Here is a 19967-nt window from a genome sequence, read left to right as displayed (position 1 = left end):
TTTTAATATGGGGGTTATATGACTAGTAAAGACAAGTTATTGAAGAAAATATTTGGTGCTCTTGAAGGCGTTGATATAAAGCAGTCTAAGTTTGTGAGCAAAATTAATAATCAGAAGGAGATAAAACCGGAAGATGCAATGCCTTTCCCTGGTAGAGAAGTTCGCGAAAACAAAATCAACTATGGGAAAGGATTTGACTATATTTATGGCACAAAACCTTTGAGTAATCAAGCAGATTATCCAGAAGGATTAAATCCATTTGCTTCAGCTTTGCAAAAAATAAAGCCAAATACAGAAAAGTTGAGCTGGTTTAAGAGTGCTGTGGTAAGAGCAAAAAATCCAAATGAACTGCACAAGGTTGTAGACGAAGCACTAGCTGCTGGAGCAAGGCTAAATGCATGTAATGATGGCGAATGGAGTTTTGCAGAATATGTAGTATTAGGTACACATTTTCACAAATTAGAAAAAAGTGATCGTAAAAAGCTAATACGAAAATTAATGCTAAGCGGTGCAGAGTTTCATGATACTCTACTACAGAATAAACTGATAGGTGAAATCTATAATGAGCTACAACCAGAAATTCAGCCACAGAGAGATAAGCAACTAGAAGAACTAGAAAAAGCTGGCGAAAGTGCTGTTCAAGAAGGATCCTTAATAGATTTCGAGATAGACAATACAACATCATATATAGAATTTTCTGATGATAGCAAGGTAGAGGTAGCCAAAATACTGAGAGAGTTAGGAAGTAATATTTTAAAAATTGGCAATGATGCAGTTGAGGTTAAAAGTGAGAAGGGAGGTATAAGAAACTATATCGATATGTCAGATGAAAGCTCTATTATATTAGAGTTTCCTACGAGCATTGGTAAGCTAAATGTTATATTGTACCACGATGTAAAAAAATATGATCAAGTACAAGTCAGAGTAGAAAACAAGGAAATGTGGGCTGAGTTACAAAAAAGAGGCGAAGAAATTGGAAAAAATTGCCTTTTTGCTGGAGTAAAACTTAAAGAAGCAGTAGAGAAAGGTAATTTCACTAGGTGCGGCATATGGAGTGAAAAGCAGAAGGAAGTAAGTGAAAAATTGTTTTCATGGGCAGACAAAGTACGTGAAAATAGTAAAGAAACTTGTAGAGCACTTTAATTTAAAGGTTCCAGAGTCTGGCTATTATATCTGGAGCCTTTGAGCTATAGTAGAAAATATTATATATGGTTCTTTGCGTGGAAAGAAGTCTAGACTATGAAGTAGGGCAAAAAGTAAAAAGTTGGAGGTTAGAGCGAGGGTATACTCAGAAGGATTTAGCTGAGAAAATTGGTGTAAAGTATTGGGTAATACTGCAATATGAGAAAGGGAATCGTAGAGTTCCAATTGAAAGGTTATATGCTATAGCTGAGGCACTATCAATCAGTATTACGGATCTCATTCCTGTATCAAATGAAAAAATCTGTTTTGAAGATAAGGGAGAGGAAATATTAGATCTAGTAAGAGAATATAAAAAGATTAATGATCAAGAGTTACGTAAGATATTTTGTTTACTAACCAAGTTTGTTCAAATTAGTGAGAAAAGTGGTAAAAAAGCAGAGAAAATAAAAATTGCAAAGGATCTGGTTAAAGCAGGAGTTTCTGTTGATATTGTTTCACAAGCAATTGGTCTCTCTGCTGATGAATGTGTTGAAGAAAAAATAGGTTCTATCTACTACAAAATAGGGAAAAAGATAAAGGAATGGAGACTGGTAAGAGAGTGCACTCAAAAGGATTTAGCAGAGAAAATGACTACAACACGTGATGAAATAAGTAACTATGAGCAAGGAAGGGTTGCTGTTCCACTTGATAAATTATATGAAATGGCAGAGGCGTTATCGATTAATATCGTGGATCTACTTGAACCAGCAGAAGATGCAGATGAAAGAGTAGGAAATGAATTACCGAATTTAATTGAAGAATACAAAAAGATTGAAAATCAAGAACTACGTAATGCACTAATAAAATCTCTGTTTGAGGGAATACGTATTTGTGAGGAGAAAGTGAGAGAGATAGAAAGGATTAAAGTTGGAAGGGATTTAGTAAAAGGGGGAATTTCTATTGATATTATTTTGCAAATAGTTGGTTTATCTGCTGATCAAATTGGATGAAAATTTATTTCTAAATAAGGTATATATGTTTGTTTCTGTAAGAGATGTTAGTTCTATACACTACAAAATAGGGCAAAAAATAGAAGATTGTAGATTAATGCAAAGGTGTACTCAAGCAGAGTTAGCAAGTAAAATCGGATTAGCATATAAAGAAGTAACCAATTATGAAAATGGGTATATTCCTATTCCGATTGAAGTACTATATGTAATAGCAAGAGTATTGTCAGTTAATGTTGTAGATCTATTACCTAAACCAATAACAGTAAGAGAGTATAAAGATGAAGACGAAGAAATACTCTATCTAACAAAAATATACGAGAATCAAAAGTTAGGCAAAATAGTACCTTCATTAGTCAGGTTTGTTCATATTAGCGAGAAAATCAATCAAGAGGAGGCAAGATTAGAAGTAGCAAAAAATCTAGTTAAAGAAGGAGTTTCAGTTGACATAATTTCCCAAGCAACCGGCTTATCTATTTACGAGTATAATGATACAGAACAAGAAATTTACACTGATTCTATATATTACAGAATAGGGCAAAGAATAAGAGAATGGAGATTGATAAGAAGATATACTCAAAAAGATTTGGCGGATAAAATTGATTTAATGCTCAAGGAAATACACGAATATGAAAAAGGATATACTGCCATCTCATTTGATAAATTATATGAAATAGCAAGAGCATTATCAGTGAATATTAAAGTTCTACTGCCTAAAACAAGAGAAAGCAAAAAGCTATTGAGTTTAATGGATGAGTACAGAGAACAAGAATCATTAGATGCATTAGTCAAATCTCTATCTGAAGATATGAAAAGCGGCAAGGAAAAAGTTAAAAAAGCAGAGAAAATCAAGATTGCAAAAGATCTAGTTAAGGCAGGTGTTGCTAGTGATATTATTGTGCGAGCAAGTGGCCTAACTGCTGATGAGTGTAAAAATTGAATTGTGTTTAAGATATAAGTAAAAATGGTTAATATATTATCTATTCTAAATCCTTATTTAGCTCTGCAGAATTTGACGTATCAAGATATAATATTACAGAATTTTTCTATCACTTTCTGATTGTCCTCTATCATTGCATTTGCCTCTTGCTGAAGAGATTTGATATTTTTTGATGTAATGTTATCCATGTCAGCCGATGCTAGCTTCAATTGCGATTGTATTCTTACGTATCTATTGCCTATTACTTGATTCATCTGATAATTTACGCAGTCCAATCCAGAGGCAAACATCACATTTAGAGGTTGTCCGGAAACAAGTAAATTCAAGCATATTCCCTCTTTAACATAACCCTACTCATAGCTAGGTATATGAAATTCTCAGTGGATGTTGTGAGTAAATCATACTCCTTCGATAGCCTTCTATTCCTATTAACCCAAGCAAAAGTCCTTTCTACAACCCATCTTCTTGGCTGTACTTTAAACCCTTGTTCTCTTGTTGGTAGTAGCTCAGGTGGCGTATCTTTGTGCACCCAAAATCTACATGTAGGCCTTTTAACAATTTCAATATCTATGTCATATTCTTCCTTTATGTGATTCTTTAAATTTCTTCCTTGGTATCCCATGTCAGCCCACATTTTTTTAACTTTAGTATATTTTGTTCTCATATTGTTTAATGCTATTTTAATACCATCTCTATCATTTTCGTTAGCAGCGCCTACGTAACAACCTAGTATAAAACCCTGAGTGTCTGTAATTATATGCCTTTTTCTACCCTTTACTTTTTTACTTCCATCATAGCCTTTGATCCCCCCTTTTCTGTAGTCTTTACAGATTGACTATCTACTATACAGGCACTCGGCTGCTCATTCCTTCCTATTTTTCTTCTACTATATTTTGTAATTTCATAATTCATTTTCTCAAAAATTCCCTGCTTCTTCCATTGCCTGAACTGCTCATACACAGTCTTCCATAGCGGAAAATCATTTGGTAAATACCGCCATTGACACCCTGTACGCAATACATAGAAAATTGCTTCTAATATTTCTCTTTTGCTATACTTTGGCGGCCTTCCTCCTTTCTTGTATGATACTCTGAAGTGTTTTTCTATTCTTGCCCATTCCCTTTCGCTTAGATCTGTTGGATACTTTTTTCTCATCTTTACCCCGTACTAAAATTTCAGATATTATAGCCTTTTACTTGTTTCCGGACAACCTCTAACTTTTGCATTTAATTTAAAGTAAAAAAAACAGAAATGTTTTGGTTTGAGGTTTAATTGCCGGAATTTACAATTGGGAGTTGCCTGTATGAGCTTTGAAAGAGGTACTATTCATTTGATAATTCAAAAAACTTGAAAGAATAAAGATAGCTATTGAAATTATCTTGATTTACATCAGTTATCCAAGTTTGACATTGAATACTTAACACTTCCTCCATTAACGCCTTTCTGTAATGTTTATCCAGATGAGACATTATATCATCAAGTAGAAGAAGTGGTGCCTTATTGTAATGAATACACCTTGCTTTTACACTGGATAAAATAATAGAAAGCAGTAATAACTTTTGTTCTCCAGTGGAGCACAGATTTATTGGTACGTTTCTTTTTTGACAAAAAACCCGAAAATTATCGTTATGCACACCAAAGGTTACTCTACCAGTCAATGAATCTTTTTCTCTGTTTTCCTTTAGACGATTCTGAAAATATTCTGCAGTATCGTCCAAAGTTAGCTGGCTGCTGAATTTCAAACTTGCCTTCGGAAAAAACTCACTGGAATGGTTATCAATTGTGTCTTGTAGTGTCTTTAAAACAGACGATCGCATACGTAAAATACTAACTGCATTAACGGCCATTATGTTTTCAAGACTAGAGAGCCAATTTTCGTCCAAGGTGTTCTCTCTCAACAGTTTACTTCGCTCACGTTTAGCTTTTCTGTGTTTCATGTAGCAGCAAGTGTAATTTTCCTCAAACAGTGAGACTATACGGTCTAAAAATTTTAATCTGTCACTTGGAGAATTAAGAAGAACATAGTCCATTTGTGGAATCAGCCATATTACATTGGATATCTTATACAGAGATGAATAACTCGATTGCGTTTTTCCATCAATTTGTATTAGTTTCTTATCAAAACTCTTTGCGATACCAATTGAGTTAAAATCCGTTCCATTAAAAAAATCATAGTGCACTACCCAATCTTCATTACTGAATCTATTTTGTATCTCACTGGCTTTTGCTTTTTTCATTCCATTGCTTTTAGCAAGCAACGAGATTGCTTCAAGTATATTAGTTTTACCAATACCGTTTTTGCCAGTTATTACAACTGAGCTATCATCTGAATCCAGTTCAAAGTTTGAGTGGCTACGAAAATTATGTAATTTCAGCTTTTTTATGTAGCAATGGGTAGCCATTAACCTATTCTTTAGTTTATATTCTCTTTACTTCTTCCAGAACCTCATCAACATGTCCACTAACTTTTACATTTTTCCAGATCTTCACTATTTTACCTTTTTTATCTATTAAAAAAGTAGTGCGTTCTATTCCCATATACTTTTTGCCAAACATACTTTTCTCTACCCAAACACCATATTTTCCCAACATTTCAGCATTCTCATCAGAAACTAAAGAAAACGGCAGAGAATATTTTGCTTTGAAGTTAGTGTGACATCTAACACTATCTTTTGATACACCAATTATCACTGTGTCAAGGAAAGAAAAATCATCTATTTTATCTCTAAAGCCTTTTGCCTCCATTGTACAACCCGGAGTATCGTCTTTAGGATAAAAATAAAGAACTACATTTTTTTTATCAAAAAATTCACTCAGTGATAAATTTTCACCAGAATCTGTTGGTAAGCTAAAATCGGGTGCATTATTTCCTACTGCTAATTCCATACCTTGCTCCATTAATAACACTTCTATCTATAGTAGTATATTGTAGTCAGAGTATCAAATTTTATATATAGCTAACAGATAAGATTCTTGATGGGGGCTTATTGATGAATTTCTGCCTACCTTCTCGGCTTGCCGCTTTTGATAAAGTGTGGTTTTCGTCTGATGTAAGGCCATATCAAATAGATCCTATTAAAAATCAATCGAATCTTCACATGTTTGTTCTTCATAAAAGAAGTTCAATGTTATCGTAGTACCAAGTTTTGCTTCACTTTTAATGTCAAAAGTTCCACCCATTAACTCTACTAATTTCTTGCTTAGCGGCAATCCGATGCCCGTACCTTCGTTTCTATACCCCGAATCTGCTTGGCCAAAAACAGACATAACTTTATATATGTCCTGCTGCATTATCCCTATTCCATTGTCATGAAACTCAATAGTTAATAAGTTTTTTTCTATATTTTCTTTTACCACCATTCTTATTAAACCACCCTTTGGGGTAAATTTGATTGAGTTTGATAATAAATTTATTATAACTTGTTTCATTCTCTTAGGATCTGCAATAACTAATAATTGCTTATTAGGTATCTCTTTTTTTAAATTAATCTCAGTTTCTCTTAATTTAGGTAATAGCATATTTATGCATGAATCCATTATTTTGTTCAGGTTAAACTTCACTTTTTCTACTGTTAAACTACTTGATTCAGCTTTAGAAAAATCGAGCACATCGTTAATTAAAGCAAGTAAATGCGTCCCTGCATTATATATATCGTCTGCATACTCCTTGTATTGAGAGTTATCCATTGAACCTAAAGTTTCATTTTTGATCAACTCTGCAAATCCAATAATAGCATTAAGAGGTGTGCGTAACTCATGTGTAACGCCTGCAAAAAACTTTAGCTTGTTTGCATTTTCTTGCTCTAATGCCTCTTTTATCTGCTGTAATTCAATGTTAGTTTTATGTTGCTTGGCCAGCATTTTGGTATTAGAAAAGTGCAAATAGAACATTATTAATATTAAAATTATTAATAATAAGCCTAAAAATAGGCCATATGCTATAACATAAGAATTATTGTAGCTTCGAAGAATCTTCAAAAAAAACGACGGTTTAGCGCTATTTTCATGGAATATAGGGAAAATAGAAGTTAATGTATTTCCTGTAGTATAAAATATTTCTTGGTTACTTAATAGTTTATCAATTTCATCGTTTGTAAGTAACTGTTCATAATCATAATCTTGAGTGTTAAAATTACTGAATATTATTCTGCCGTTTTGATCATACAGTATTAAGCTGAAATCCTTTACTTTGCTCACTGATTGTAATAATTCAGCACGTAGTTTTACTAGTTGGTTTATGTAGTCAAAATTTTTGTATTTAATGTGATGCTTTTCTATTAGTAAATAATGGTATTTTTTTATTATGCCATTTTCCAGTACGCTTTTTAAGTTTACACTTGAATCACGGTAAGAAGAAAGGAAATTACTCCTTAGTAAATAATTACAATATATCACACTGAATAAAATCATAAAAATTGATGAGAATAATGCGATAACTTTTGTGTATTTGTTTTTCCCCAGTGCAGAAAACATTAATTTACCTATCTTATACATATCCTTACTCATTGCGAAACAACGGCTTTTATGTTATTAATAATAAAATTTAGCATATAATATTTTATGACAATTTCTCCTATTTTGCCAGTTTATTCTCCTGTTAATATAAATTTTTCTCATGGCAAAGGTATCTACCTATATGATGTTGATGGTGAGCGCTACGTAGATTTTCACTCCGGAATAGCCGTTAGTAGCTTAGGTCACACTAATTCGCGATTAATTAGTGCTCTTAAATTGCAAGGAGAAAAATTATGGCATATATCAAATACCTATAATATACCTGCTGCCAATAATTTTGCAGAAAAATTAATAAACAATAGTTTCGCTGACACTGTATTTTTCTCAAATTCTGGATCAGAGGCAGTAGAATGTGGACTTAAGATTGCTAGGATCTATCAAAATGGAAAAGGCAATAAAAATCGTCACAGAATTTTAACATTTCATGGTGCATTTCATGGAAGAACCTTTTTAACTTGTGCTACAAACGATAAACAGAAATTTTCTGAATTACTAAATCCCTACATTGATTGGTGTGATAACATCGAGCCCAATATTGAGAGCGTAAAGAAAGCAATTTCAAGTGGTATAGGCGTTATATTAATAGAACCAATACAAGGGCAAGGTGGTATCAAAGTAATGAATGAAGTCTTTATGAAAGAACTAAGAAGGCTGTGTGATGAAAATGACATATTGTTATTTTTTGATTGCGTACAATGCGGTGCTGGTAGGACAGGAAAATTATTCGCATACGAACATATAGGAGTGGAACCTGATATATGTGCTCTTGCAAAGGGAATAGGCGGGGGGTTTCCGCTGGGGGCTTGTCTTGCAACTGAAAAGGCTGCTAAATATATGGCAGTTGGTATGCACGGTTCCACTTTTGGTGGCAATCCGCTTGCAACCTCAGTAGGTAATGCTGTGCTCGAAGAATTGCTCAGCCCCGGCTTTTTGAAAAATGTTGAAATTAGAGGTAAGTACTTAAAAAATAAACTAGAAGACTTAGCAAGTAAATTTCCAATAATAGAGGAAGTAAGAGGGAAAGGGTTAATGCTTGGAATAAAAGTGAAAGCAGACAATCAAAAGTTTGCAGAAGAGTTAAGTCATCGCGGCTTGCTTACTGTTGGGGTAACATCAGATAACGTTGTGAGAATTTTACCTCCACTCATTATCACTGAAAAAGAGATTGATGAAGGCATCGAGATTTTGACTCAATATTTATCTGAGAAATCTTCTGATTAGATACTTGCATTAATATGAACGACAATCTGGTATGCTTAGGAATTATTACCTCTCCTCACGGAATTAAAGGAGCTGTTAAAGTAAAAACCTTTACTGAAAAGCCTGAAAATATCTCCTTATATGGTAAGCTAATAAGTGGTGATGAGAATTATAAAATAGACTCAGTATCCGTCATAGGTGATAATTTAGTAATAGCTACAATAAGCGGAGTAAATTCCCGTAATGAAGCAGAGCTTTTAAGGAATAAGAAGCTATATATAGAAAGAAGCAAGTTACCAGAGCTAAATGATGAGGATGAATTTTACCAAAGTGACCTTGTAGATATGGAAGTAAGGCTGAAAAGTAATGAATTATATGGCTATGTAAAATCTGTGTATAATTTCGGCTCAGGGGATATATTAGAAATTTTAGTTATCAGCACAAAAAAACGTATTATGCTGTCTTTCACTAAAGAGATATTTCCACATATAAATATAAAGGGGAGGTATATAGTATTAAATATACCAGAATTTATTGACTAATAAAGACTTTGATATTTATATAAAGCTATTTATAATTGTAAGATCAAACTGAAAATGTAATTATGGCAGAAAGAGCTAACGATATTAGACCAGGTCAGGTGTTGGAACATAACGGCGGATTATTTTTGGTTGTAGGTATTATGCATACTCAACCTGGTAAAGGTGGTGCATACATACAAGCCGAAATGAAAAACATCAAAACCGGAGCAAAACACTATGAAAGATTTCGTTCTGATGCAACAATCAGAAGGGCAATTTTAGATGAAGAGGAATATGTTTACCTTTTCACTGAAGGAAACATTGTAAATCTTATGCATCCAAGTAATTACGAGCAAATCACTATAAATTTGGACTTATTGGGAGAAAAAAAAATTTATTTACAGGATAACATGAAAATTAAAGTTGTAGCTTATCAAGACAAAATAATTTCTGCGCATGTGCCTGATTATGTTACACTTGCTGTGAAAGAAACAGAGTCTGTTATTAAAGGACAAACTGCTACTGCTTCTTATAAGCCTGCAATTTTGGAAAACGGAATGCGCGTTAACGTGCCTCAGTTTATAAAAGAAGAGGATAAAATTGTAGTATATACTCCAGATGACAGCTATTATGAAAGAGTGAAAGAGTAAAAAGAAGAATGTCCATCTCATCACCACGAATTAATGTGATGCTTGATTCTGTGCGTAATGCTTCCAGGCAGCTTATGCGCGATTTTAATGAATTGCAAATTTCTAATGTTAAATCAGCAGACTTTATTAATAAAACTTATTCAAAATCCAAGCAAACCATATACGATTGCTTGCACGACTACAAACGAGACTATGGGTTTATTTCCGAAGATGATACTGATCAAGAAGTAAAAGATGACACTTATACCTGGTTTATTATGCCTATAGAGGGCAGGGAGAACTTTTCCAGTTGTATGGTTTATTTTGCAGTATCAGTCTGTCTCATTCATAAAAATAAAGTTGTGGCGGCTGTAATTGATGCTCCGGCTCTTAGAGAAACTTTTTGGGCAGAAGAAAAGAAAGGTGCTTTTCTTGAGGATTTTAGATCTCGTCATATAAAAATGCGAGTGAAAAGCCGTGAAGGGGGTCTAATAGATGTAAGTGGTAATTTATTAAATAAATTGCTGCCTGGTAATAGTAATGTACGCTCCATAGGTTCAACAATTTTAGGCTTTGCATACCTTGCAGCAGGAAGGCACAGAGGAACAGTTTACTCTGGAGTTAACAAATATAAAGCCTTGCTCGGTAGACTTTTTCTGCAAGAAAGCGGTGGAAGGCTAACGGAAGACAACGGGCTAATCATTGCTGGAGATATAAAACTATAGCTAAAGTAATTTATGTTTACCTACAATTTGATAAGCGTAAAACTCGTCATTCCGCTACTTGTTAGCGGAATCCATGCTGAGATACCGCGAATAAATCGCGGTATGACGTAGGGCTGTACTAGCTATAGCATAAACAGGCTAAAGGGATAGACAATTTTTCGAAAACTTTTACAAGAGATTCTGTTAAATGCTCTATCATTTCATCTGTATGATAAGGTGTAGGGGTAATACGGAAACGCTCAGTTCCTCTTGGAACTGTCGGGTAATTTATATGTTGAACGTATATTCCATACTCATCAAATAATAATTTTGATGCTTTTTTGGATAACTCTGGGTCGCCAATTATTATTGGAATTATATGAGTTTCTGTTGGAATGAAGTTAATTCCTGCATTTCTCAGCGAGTTTTTTACTTTTTCAACGACTTGCTTTTGCTTTTCCCTTTCAATGTTGCTCGATTTTAGGTGCTCAACGCTTGCCTTTGCTGCCGCTGCTAAAACAGGCGACATAGCAGTGGTAAAAATAAATCCTGGAGCGGAACTTCTTATTACATCTACCAAGCTCTTTGAAGACGCTATATACCCACCCATCACTCCAAAAGCCTTCGATAGTGTACCTTGAATAACGGTTATTCTATCCATCAGACCTTCTCTTTCTGCAATTCCGCCACCATGTGAACCATACATGCCAACTGCGTGCACCTCATCCAAATAGGTAATTGCATTATGTTGATCTGCAAGATCACATATCGCTTCAAGCGGCGCTATATCGCCATCCATTGAATATACGGATTCAAGCGCTATTATTTTTGGTGTCTTTTTGTCTATAGACTTGAGTAACTGCTCTAGATGATTAACATTATTGTGTTTAAATATATGTTTTGGCCTTTTTCCTGATTTTATGCCTTCTATCATCGAAGAATGGTTCTTCTCATCTGAAAAAATTACTACGCCAGGAATAACAGACGATAAAGTGCTAAGTGTTGTCTGGTTAGCAAGGTAGCCACAAGCAAAAGTTAAAGCAGCCTCTTTTTTATGCAAACAAGCTAAGGATTTTTCAAGTTCGACAACCTCTTTTGTTGTACCAGATATATTTCTTGTTCCTCCAGCGCCAACAGATGAATTTTGGATAGCGGCAATTACACTCTCATTTTGTGACATTCCCAAATAGTTATTACTGCACCAGACTATTACTTCCCTATTTCTTTCATAGTCCATAATGTGGGGAAGCCTACCTGGCAATGACGCAAAGTGCGTAAATTCACGGTAGCGCCCCTCATCTTTTATATCTTTTATTTTATTCAAGAATATTTCTTCGTAGTTTACCAAGTCCTTATTTACCGATAATTAACATAATTATAATAAATTATTAAATGGTAAACTACAATATTTATTCCTTATTGTGCTGTTAGTTCAGCTGTTTTAACAGTTTCAACATTGCTGTTTTCAACTGAGCTTTTAGGTGTGCAGTAGTATATAACTGCAGCAGCAACCAGACAACAAGCTCCAACTGCTATTCCTGCAGCTAGCATTTCCAAATAAACTGTAATAGCTACTCCTGAAACAACTCCAGCTACTGCTAACGTCCATGTAGCTACGGTAGGCCACTTACTCTTTTGCGTATTTTGTGCTGCAGTAATACTTCCATTTCCTGGATTATTAGGCAGCTTGCCATTGGTTTGAGTATCATTCACCTGCTCAGATTTGTTGTTAGCTACTGAAGGTATTAGTGTTGGCTTCAGTGCCGGTGTTGTTTGTGGTGTCGGCTCTGGCGTAGGTGTTGGAATTGGGTTCGGTGTTAGGTTCGGCGTTGGCGCCGGTGTAGGTGTTGGAATTGGATCTTCCTCTGAAAGCCTATGACCGTCAATATCATCCTGTGCCCCAGTGCCAATAGCATTGCGAGTTCTATCATTAAGTGCACCATTCTTATACAAATCTGTAAGTACTTTTACTATATTTTGCAATTCTTCTGGACTTGCTTCGTTGATCACATTCAAATTAAAGGTAATGCAACCATTAGAGGCAGGAAGTTGGATTTCCGATATTCCATTGTTAAGAAACTCCTGTACCGTAAGCTTAAGCGGAGTAAAATCCTCTCTACCATGCTTGTTGAAAATTTCAATGACATTGAGGGAAGCAAGCTGTTGACTACTTAAAACTGCAGATTGCAAATTCTGTGCATTTCTTGTTTTGACAGTAATATTTCTTTCATGCGCAACTTTCAATGGAGTATAGCCAAAACTATCTCGTACCCTAATAGATTGAGGAGAATGCGTGTTATCTTCTGGAGGTGGAGAAACTTTAACAAACTCGTTATCACTACCGTCAGTAACATCCTTATCACTCACAAGACTATCTACTTTTTTAGGTATAGTTACTGCTGCATTAGCAGAGGCTTCTGTATCTTCAACATCACCACTCGCAGAACTCTGTGGTGAAAGTGGTGGTGAATCTGGCTGCTCATCGCCGCTTTGAACATCATTCACTTGTCCAGAGTTTTCGCTAGCTACCATATTGTCATTAATATTTTCAGCCGTAGACACGTTGCCGACATCTGGAGAAACGCTAGATGATGGTACTAAAATTTATGATCGTATATCTTGTGAAACATCCTCACTAACAGGAGCTGCTTGACTACTTGTAGTAGCACTAACATCATTTACTGATGATGCAGCAGTCTTAGCATTCATTTCAATGTTGCTGATCTTTTCTGTAAGCAATTCTTTAGCTTCTGTGAGTCTTTTCTTCTGATTAATTCTTATGTTCTTCTTAGCAAGATCTAGACCTCTAGTGTTCTCCTTCTTTGTAAGTTCAGTATTTACTTGGTTTAGGGCTTTCTTCAAAACAAGCTTATCATCATTGCTTTCTAGGAAATTCTTCATCCGCTTAACATCGTAGATAACATCAATAAACAATCCCTGCTTTATACTTTTTTTATTTTTAGACATTTTACCTCTCCTATAATTATTACCTATAGCTTCTTCTATTGAAGCCTCTTCATTGTTCATAATATTTTTTCCTTTGTCAACATTTTCTTGTGGCTGCTTACTGCCAGCACTTTCAAGTCCTGGATTTTCTGATTGATTGTTATCTTCTTCATTCACTACTTGACTTGAAGTTGCAGTTTCATTTACTAAGTTACTATTTGATCGTACATTATCCTTAAGAAAATTTAGTATTTCTGTACGATTCCGCTCCTCAGCCTTCATTCCATCTGGATACTGCGATATACAAACTCTTCCCTCCTTATATTTTTCATAAGCATTTTGTACGTATTGTATGATTTTTTCAGTTATAACAGCACCTTTCTCTACAAACAATTTTACTCTTTCTAGATTACCTAATTTAATGGCTTCTTTAAATTGATCTTTACTAGTCTTCATAAGAAACGTTAATACGCTTAAATGAGCTTGCTTTTTATCTTCCCTACAAATTTTACAAGCATCTCGTGTGCATTGTATGATTTCTCCAGATATAACAGTACCTTTGTCTACATACGATTTTATTTTTTTCAGATCACCTTGTTCAATGGCCTTTTTAAATAGCTGTTCATTATGAATATCCACAAGAAACGTTAATACGCTTGAATGAGCTTGCTTTTTATCTTCCTCACATTTTTCATAAACACCTCGTGCGTATTGTATGGCTTTTTCAGTTATAACAGCATCCTTACTCACAAGCAATTCTATTACTTCCAGACTACCTGCTCCAATGGCTTTGTTAACTTCCTCCTTACCAATTTTTGCTCTCTCTTCAAGAAATAACTTAACTATCTTCAAGCGATTATTTTGAATAGCTACACTTAAAGGACTCTCACGATGACTATTTTTAGCATTAACATCCTTACCCTTCGCAAGAAGTCTTTTAGCCCTGTCAATATTACCTTCCTTAGCAGCATGATGCAAAAGCCCTCCTGGGTGTAACACGTTAAGAAGGAATGATTTAGTTCCTGAAGCTACCATGTCTAAAAATGTCTTACCAGATTTATCTTTAATTTCCTCATTAGCTCCCTCTTTTAAAAGCAACCTTACTATTTCATCCTTATTGGAAGCAGCAGCATAATGTAGAGCTGTTTTGCCATCGCTATCTTGAGTGTCAATCTTAGCACCACTTCTAAGAAACTCCTAAGAACCTTCTTCATCTATCGGCTCCTCTTTCATTAGTATATAACCAAATTCCTTTGCTTTTTTAGTCAAATTTTTGACTACTCTCTCTTTGTAGAGTGTTTCATAATAGTTCATTCCTTTTTCTACATATTCTTGTCCATATTTTAGCATATTATAAAAAATACATGCTAATTTCCTTGCTGTAGCAGTGATCGCTTTTGGTATCCCTAGTCGCTTCTTTAACCTCCTGCAGTATGCACCAAGTGCAGTGTTGCTTCTTGATACACAATGAGCAGCAAGTCGCAAGGCAGTTGCAGCACGATTAACAACTTTACGAGTTCTTGTTCCAATAATTTTCCCTCCTGTAATTTTATTAGCAGGACTTAATCCGAGCCAGGAAGAAAAATGCTTTTCTGTCCTCCATTTATTGTGATTTATACCTGTTTCTGAAATGATAGCTTGTATACTTAATACATCAAGTCCTGGAACTCTAGTAAAATCCATCCCCGTTATTCGATATAAATCTTCATCTACGGCAAAATCTGGACTATTCTTCTGTTTTCTCTTTCGTGTCTTATTCAATGCCCTGTTCTCATTCGACTTTGTTTCAAATGTTTTATAGTAATTTTCTATACTTTTATCACATCCCGTTATTTGCTCTTGAAAAAAAGTATATGCTGCATATTCTTGTTTTAGCACAAACAAGTGTTCCTCTCTATAATCACCAGCTAACGCTTTTGCTATAGTAGACTGATCATTTTTTATTCGTGCATCCCTGAATTTAGCCAATTTCTCAGGATCTCTTTCGCCTTCAATTATAGCTTCAATGATTTTCATACCAGTTATCCCAGTAATATGACTAATAACCTTGTGTAATTGAATATTCATTTGAATTAGCGCTTTTTGCATACGTTGAGTATGTTTAGCTGCATTTTCAATTAGATTAGCACGTTGTCTAACGTAACTACGCAGTACACACATTTGATTATCCGGTCTAAATGATCCTTGAAGCAGTCCATAGCTGTGCAATTGTTGCAGCCATTGACAATCTTGAACATCAGACTTTCTACCAGGCACATTTTTGACATGTCGCGCATTTACTAATTTTACTTCAAATTTATGTGATTCTAATATTTGAAATAAGGGAATCCAATATACTCCAGTTGACTCCATGGCTACAGTTCTAACCTGACACTTTTTTAACCACTTTGCTAAGTTGTGTAGATCTACTGTAAAGCACCCAAATTTTTGGATACGTTGTTCATCTCTTCCTTCAGGTACACATACATAATGTACAGTCGAGCCAATATCAATCCCTGCTGCATCAAGGTTTATTGTTTTTAATTTACTTTTTGCTTCTGCCATATAAAATCCCTCCTATATTATTATGATAAGAAGCACTTCAGCTTGGGACGGTTAGGTTATACAATCTTCTAAACGAGGTAGCCCAAAAAGAACTCCATCAATGGTTTTACCATTTCCCCCAAAACCATGCTTTCAAACGGGCATTTATAGCACCATTGATTGTTTCGGTTATAGCTGCAGAAGCGCTTCTTCATAACACTATACCCAAAGAACATAAAGTAAAGAGGGAGTTTCTTTTTGGTTTTACAGATTTTATCTGTTCTGGGCTTTCAACAAGCAACATTACCATTTTATTAACATTTTGAATGTCACCATAAGAGGAAACGGCATAATGTAAAGCTGTTTTGTTATTCCTATCTTGAATATTAACATTAGCGTCATTTTTAATAAGTGAGTTTACTAAATCATAATCGCCTTTTTCTACAGCATAGTGCAAAAGTTTCGATGATATAGCAGGATCTCTACTCTCAGTATCTTCAAATCTATTTAGTATCGCTTCCACGCATTCCTGATTGCCAATTGACGACGCCCTTTTAAGTTTTTCACATATATTATTCCAAGAGAGTACACGACTTTGTTTTTCTTCTAAAAATTCTAATAAAGCTTTAATATACCCCTGTCCACCAGCACCAAGAAGTAGCCTATCCAAATCTTCATCTTGCGTGAATAATATACCTTCGTGCATCTTTGCACATTTTTCCACAAGCGTATCATTAGCAGCAATGGCCAGCAGTACAAGCTCTTTCACTGTATTATTATAGTTACCCTTTTTATAATTCGACAGCATCGTGTACATAGGCTTAGTCAAATTAAGTTGTTGAGAGCAAAAACTCTTAAAATTACCACGATTCAAGTCAGCGATAAACCTATCATTCTTCTTATCTTCTCTTATATTATTTATAACTTCATCCAAATCCGTATAATCACCATTTTTTGCTTTATTTATACTATCTACCAATTCATCAAAGGCTAAACTTTTAGGAATGATATCAAATGAATTATCAACATCTGAATCCACCTCTGCTGGCGAACCTGCAACAACCGCATTATCGGCACTTTAAAATACTTATTGATATCATCTAGTAAACTTTCTCTACCAGTTTTTAACTGCTCGGGAATGGTAAGTGTTACTTTACCTTCTTCATACTCTACCTTACCATTCTGAGATTTAAGCGTGAACTCTAAAATAGCATCAAGCCTGCATATTTCTATATTTGTATCCTGTTGCTTAACAGGCATACTTGGACAATACTGAATATTTAGGGAATCTTGGCTATTACATATAATACTTATCTTTCTATCGTTAGCGTCAGACAATTGTAGGTTATGCTCAAAAAATATAGGAAAGAGCTGCATGAACAAAGAGCCGTCATACCCGGCTTGATTGCAATTAGTAATTAACTCTTTCAGTATATGATCATCTGGAACTTCTGCCTTAGCATGCTTAAACATTTCTATTAGAACATGCTTTGCAACTTGGCGTTTATTACTTTGAAGCTCTTGATTATACCTATCGCACAACTGGCCAACAAAATCTTTACTTATGGTTTTACCATTGATTATAAAATTCATTCTAGGTAAGTCTTTATAAGCTTGCTTACCAGAATTCGCATCAGCATTATTTTTGTCTGCCCTTACTTGACTGAGCAAAGATTGCGTTAGCTGGAATTCTAATGTAGTCGCTCTGTTGGTATTTTGTTCTTCTTCAGCCTCTGAACAATTACCTGAATCCCCAGAATTTTTCGTACTTTTAACTTTATTTTCTTTTGCAGCATCTGCTGCTGGTGGCATGAGCCCACCAAGTAAACTCCAAGTCATGTTTTCCCCTACTAAAACAACTTAACTAAAGTATAGCATTAAACAGAAATCTTGCCAAGCAAATTATTCAGTCTCTTAGCAAACAGGCTTGCATTGTCCATCTCTTCGCCTTCCACGATGCAAGCTTGGTAAAACAATAAGTGAACCATGTCCTCCAATGTTGGGTTTTCACCACTTTCAGCATAAGATTTCATTATACTCTTTATTACAGGATGCTTAGTGTTAATTTCCAGCACCTTTGGCGTGCGGTAATTTAGCTGCTTTTGTTCACGCAAAAAACGCTCCATGCGAAGATCCATAGCACCTTCATCAACCGCTAGGCATACGGGACTATCAGTCAATTTTTTGGAAATTTTTACGCTTTTTACTGAATCTCCAAGCACTGTGGTAAAATATTGCAATATAGTTTCCTCAGTTTTTTCTTCATTCGATTTGTTTTCTTCATTTTTCTTATCTTCTTCTGAAGAGAATTTTTCCAAATCAACATCAGCGCGAGTCACAGACTTAAACTTTTGATCTTTATATTCATGAATTACACTAGTCCAGAAATCATCCACTGGATCAACGAACAGAAGAACCTCCAGCCCTTTACTGACGAACCCCTCAAGTTGCGGACTGTTTTTCACTGAATCGAGGCTATTTCCGGTGAGATAATAGATATGTTCCTGCTCAGGCTTCATTCTGCTTATATAGTCATCAATGCTGACTAATTTCTCATCACCAGTACTATGAAATCTGCAAATTGAGAGTAGTGCTTCTCTCTCATCAGTTGGCATAGCTTCACAAAGACCTTCCTTTAAAACTGCACCAAAATTGGTCCAGAATTTTGTATATTCCTCTAAATTCTCTTTTGCTTTTTTACCGAGCTCTGATATCACACGCTTAGTGAGAGATTTTCTGATCTGCTCAACAACACGATTATTCTGCAGCGTTTCTCTGCTGATATTAAGAGGCAAGTCCGGTGAATCAACCACGCCTTTCAGAAAACGCAAGTATTGTGGTATAATCTGTACGTTATCTTCAGTGATAAATACTTTATTTACATATAACTTCACAGAGCAACGTCTATCTGGATGGAATAAATCAAAAGGTTTTATAGAAGGAACATAAAGCAAATTTGTATATTCTATTGCACCTTCATTTTTATTATGCAATATCATCCAGGGCTCCCCGCCAACGTGAGCAACACTGCGAAAAAAATCGTTGTGCTCCTCTTGAGTAACGTCATTTTTTGGCTTAGTCCAAATTGCAGCCTTACTGTTTAACTTTTCACTTTTTCCTTCTTCGTCTATAAATTCAACAGGAAAATTTATGTGATCAGAGTAAGTAGTGACAATATTTTCAACACGAAATTTATCTAAAAACTCGTTTTCTTCAGGATGCATAATGAGCGTAATTTTGGTTCCGCGAGGGACTTGATTATCTGACTTGCTGATTGAATATTCCCCATCTCCTTTGGATTGCCAGATCCAAGACTCCTCTTCTCCAGCTTTTCTCGATTCTACTATTACTTCTGATGCAACCATAAAGCTTGAGTAAAAACCAACACCAAACTTCCCAATCAGCTCCACAGTTTGGCTTGAATCCTTGCTATTCTTAATCGCATCCAAGAACTTTTGCGTACCAGAGCTTGCAATTGTACCAAGATTGTCTATTAAATCCTGTCTATTCATTCCAATGCCATTATCAGTGATATATAGCTCGTTCTTATCTTTATTGGAGCTGATAGTGATTTTTAATTCGTCACTCAAATCTAGCAAATTAGGGTTTAGTTGAGATTCATAGCGCAACTTATCACATGCATCTGATGCATTTGATATTAATTCACGCAGAAAAATGTCTTTATTGGTGTAAAGTGAATGAATCACTATATTCAGTACTTTCCCTACCTCAGCGTCAAATTTTAAATTTTCAGTTTCTTGTACATTATGCATTTTGAGCTCCATTATTTGCCTACTACCCTAATAATTTAAGTATTGAATCACGATCTTTCAAGGTCACGTACACCAAAATTAATGTGG

At 35.0% G+C, this 19967-nt stretch carries 17 protein-coding genes and 2 pseudogenes; 7 read left to right on the top strand and 12 right to left on the bottom strand.

The window, feature by feature from the left end:
• Positions 1-18: 18 nt before the first annotated feature.
• From OPR52_RS01305 to wmk (OPR52_RS01295), 3 genes are all read left to right on the top strand, one after another.
• Entirely contained in the window at positions 19-1143 is a 1125-nt protein-coding gene (locus OPR52_RS01305; protein ID WP_265037736.1) for a hypothetical protein, read from the top strand.
• 65 nt (positions 1144-1208) lie between these two features.
• Positions 1209-2132 carry a WO male-killing family protein Wmk gene (wmk, locus tag OPR52_RS01300; protein WP_265037927.1) on the top strand — a complete coding sequence of 308 codons (924 nt, stop codon included), beginning with the start codon at positions 1209-1211 and terminating at the stop codon, positions 2130-2132.
• 25 nt (positions 2133-2157) lie between these two features.
• Complete coding sequence (gene wmk, locus OPR52_RS01295; protein WP_265037926.1) at positions 2158-3069, top strand: WO male-killing family protein Wmk; 912 nt, start codon at positions 2158-2160, stop codon at positions 3067-3069.
• A gap of 80 nt (positions 3070-3149) precedes the next feature.
• Here the strand turns inward: wmk (OPR52_RS01295) and OPR52_RS01290 are convergent.
• From OPR52_RS01290 to OPR52_RS01270, 5 genes and pseudogenes are all read right to left on the bottom strand, one after another.
• Positions 3150-3368 (bottom strand): annotated as a pseudogene (locus tag OPR52_RS01290) (patatin-like phospholipase family protein); the annotation flags it as partial.
• 23 nt (positions 3369-3391) lie between these two features.
• Positions 3392-4224 (bottom strand): annotated as a pseudogene (locus OPR52_RS01285) (IS5 family transposase).
• Between the two features lie 167 nt (positions 4225-4391).
• On the bottom strand, positions 4392-5471 hold the full coding sequence (recF, locus tag OPR52_RS01280) for a DNA replication/repair protein RecF (protein WP_265038296.1): 1080 nt from the start codon (positions 5469-5471) through the stop codon (positions 4392-4394).
• A 16-nt stretch (positions 5472-5487) separates the two neighbouring features.
• Positions 5488-5955, bottom strand: a complete 468-nt coding sequence (bcp, locus tag OPR52_RS01275) for a thioredoxin-dependent thiol peroxidase (RefSeq protein WP_006279715.1) — start codon at positions 5953-5955, stop codon at positions 5488-5490.
• Positions 5956-6144: 189 nt separating this feature from the next.
• On the bottom strand, positions 6145-7563 hold the full coding sequence (locus OPR52_RS01270) for a sensor histidine kinase (protein WP_265038487.1): 1419 nt from the start codon (positions 7561-7563) through the stop codon (positions 6145-6147).
• A gap of 66 nt (positions 7564-7629) precedes the next feature.
• Here OPR52_RS01270 and OPR52_RS01265 point away from each other — a divergent pair, with 66 nt between their 5' ends.
• The 4 genes from OPR52_RS01265 to OPR52_RS01250 all read left to right on the top strand — a co-directional run bounded on the left by OPR52_RS01265 (position 7630) and on the right by OPR52_RS01250 (position 10659).
• Entirely contained in the window at positions 7630-8805 is a 1176-nt protein-coding gene (locus OPR52_RS01265; RefSeq protein WP_065094478.1) for an aspartate aminotransferase family protein, read from the top strand.
• A 14-nt stretch (positions 8806-8819) separates the two neighbouring features.
• On the top strand, positions 8820-9326 hold the full coding sequence (gene rimM / locus OPR52_RS01260; protein ID WP_006279718.1) for a ribosome maturation factor RimM: 507 nt from the start codon (positions 8820-8822) through the stop codon (positions 9324-9326).
• A 62-nt stretch (positions 9327-9388) separates the two neighbouring features.
• Positions 9389-9955, top strand: a complete 567-nt coding sequence (gene efp, locus OPR52_RS01255; protein ID WP_012673415.1) for an elongation factor P — start codon at positions 9389-9391, stop codon at positions 9953-9955.
• An 8-nt stretch (positions 9956-9963) separates the two neighbouring features.
• Positions 9964-10659, top strand: a complete 696-nt coding sequence (locus OPR52_RS01250) for an inositol monophosphatase family protein (protein WP_151807552.1) — start codon at positions 9964-9966, stop codon at positions 10657-10659.
• Between the two features lie 118 nt (positions 10660-10777).
• On the opposite strand, the gene hemA is transcribed toward OPR52_RS01250, so the two are convergent.
• From hemA to htpG, 7 genes are all read right to left on the bottom strand, one after another.
• Positions 10778-11986, bottom strand: a complete 1209-nt coding sequence (gene hemA / locus OPR52_RS01245; RefSeq protein WP_264723076.1) for a 5-aminolevulinate synthase — start codon at positions 11984-11986, stop codon at positions 10778-10780.
• A 68-nt stretch (positions 11987-12054) separates the two neighbouring features.
• On the bottom strand, positions 12055-13200 hold the full coding sequence (locus OPR52_RS01240; protein ID WP_265038295.1) for a TomO hydrophobic C-terminal domain-containing protein: 1146 nt from the start codon (positions 13198-13200) through the stop codon (positions 12055-12057).
• Between the two features lie 42 nt (positions 13201-13242).
• Entirely contained in the window at positions 13243-14757 is a 1515-nt protein-coding gene (locus tag OPR52_RS01235) for an ankyrin repeat domain-containing protein (RefSeq protein ID WP_265038486.1), read from the bottom strand.
• Between the two features lie 24 nt (positions 14758-14781).
• Positions 14782-16128 (bottom strand): IS110 family RNA-guided transposase, encoded by a 1347-nt coding sequence (locus OPR52_RS01230; protein WP_264373686.1) that lies wholly within the window; start codon positions 16126-16128, stop codon positions 14782-14784.
• 190 nt (positions 16129-16318) lie between these two features.
• Positions 16319-17146 carry an ankyrin repeat domain-containing protein gene (locus OPR52_RS01225; RefSeq protein WP_265038294.1) on the bottom strand — a complete coding sequence of 276 codons (828 nt, stop codon included), beginning with the start codon at positions 17144-17146 and terminating at the stop codon, positions 16319-16321.
• Positions 17098-17919 carry a hypothetical protein gene (locus tag OPR52_RS01220; RefSeq protein WP_265038293.1) on the bottom strand — a complete coding sequence of 274 codons (822 nt, stop codon included), beginning with the start codon at positions 17917-17919 and terminating at the stop codon, positions 17098-17100. The genes OPR52_RS01225 and OPR52_RS01220 overlap by 49 nt, the downstream gene beginning before the upstream one ends.
• Before the next feature lie 65 nt (positions 17920-17984).
• Entirely contained in the window at positions 17985-19880 is a 1896-nt protein-coding gene (gene htpG / locus OPR52_RS01215; RefSeq protein ID WP_264723072.1) for a molecular chaperone HtpG, read from the bottom strand.
• Positions 19881-19967: the final 87 nt, after the last annotated feature.

It is taken from the genome of Wolbachia endosymbiont (group A) of Hylaeus communis (genome assembly GCF_947251915.1).
Lineage (GTDB): Bacteria > Pseudomonadota > Alphaproteobacteria > Rickettsiales > Anaplasmataceae > Wolbachia > Wolbachia pipientis.
The sequence above is the reverse complement of the archived record's forward strand: the minus strand, read 5'-3'. Positions and strand labels throughout refer to the sequence as shown.

Excerpts from the sequence above, each read along its gene's own strand:
- OPR52_RS01220 (WP_265038293.1), bottom strand. The coding sequence starts at position 17,919 with ATGCCACCAGCAGCAGATGCTGCAAAAGAAAATAAAGTTAAAAGTACG.
- efp (WP_012673415.1), top strand. The coding sequence starts at position 9,389 with ATGGCAGAAAGAGCTAACGATATTAGACCAGGTCAGGTGTTGGAACAT.
- OPR52_RS01265 (WP_065094478.1), top strand. The coding sequence starts at position 7,630 with ATGACAATTTCTCCTATTTTGCCAGTTTATTCTCCTGTTAATATAAAT.
- OPR52_RS01250 (WP_151807552.1), top strand. The coding sequence starts at position 9,964 with ATGTCCATCTCATCACCACGAATTAATGTGATGCTTGATTCTGTGCGT.
- rimM (WP_006279718.1), top strand. The coding sequence starts at position 8,820 with ATGAACGACAATCTGGTATGCTTAGGAATTATTACCTCTCCTCACGGA.
- wmk (WP_265037927.1), top strand. The coding sequence starts at position 1,209 with ATGGTTCTTTGCGTGGAAAGAAGTCTAGACTATGAAGTAGGGCAAAAA.
- OPR52_RS01230 (WP_264373686.1), bottom strand. The coding sequence starts at position 16,128 with ATGGCAGAAGCAAAAAGTAAATTAAAAACAATAAACCTTGATGCAGCA.
- OPR52_RS01305 (WP_265037736.1), top strand. The coding sequence starts at position 19 with ATGACTAGTAAAGACAAGTTATTGAAGAAAATATTTGGTGCTCTTGAA.
- htpG (WP_264723072.1), bottom strand. The coding sequence starts at position 19,880 with ATGCATAATGTACAAGAAACTGAAAATTTAAAATTTGACGCTGAGGTA.
- recF (WP_265038296.1), bottom strand. The coding sequence starts at position 5,471 with ATGGCTACCCATTGCTACATAAAAAAGCTGAAATTACATAATTTTCGT.
- OPR52_RS01270 (WP_265038487.1), bottom strand. The coding sequence starts at position 7,563 with ATGTATAAGATAGGTAAATTAATGTTTTCTGCACTGGGGAAAAACAAA.
- wmk (WP_265037926.1), top strand. The coding sequence starts at position 2,158 with ATGTTTGTTTCTGTAAGAGATGTTAGTTCTATACACTACAAAATAGGG.
- bcp (WP_006279715.1), bottom strand. The coding sequence starts at position 5,955 with ATGGAATTAGCAGTAGGAAATAATGCACCCGATTTTAGCTTACCAACA.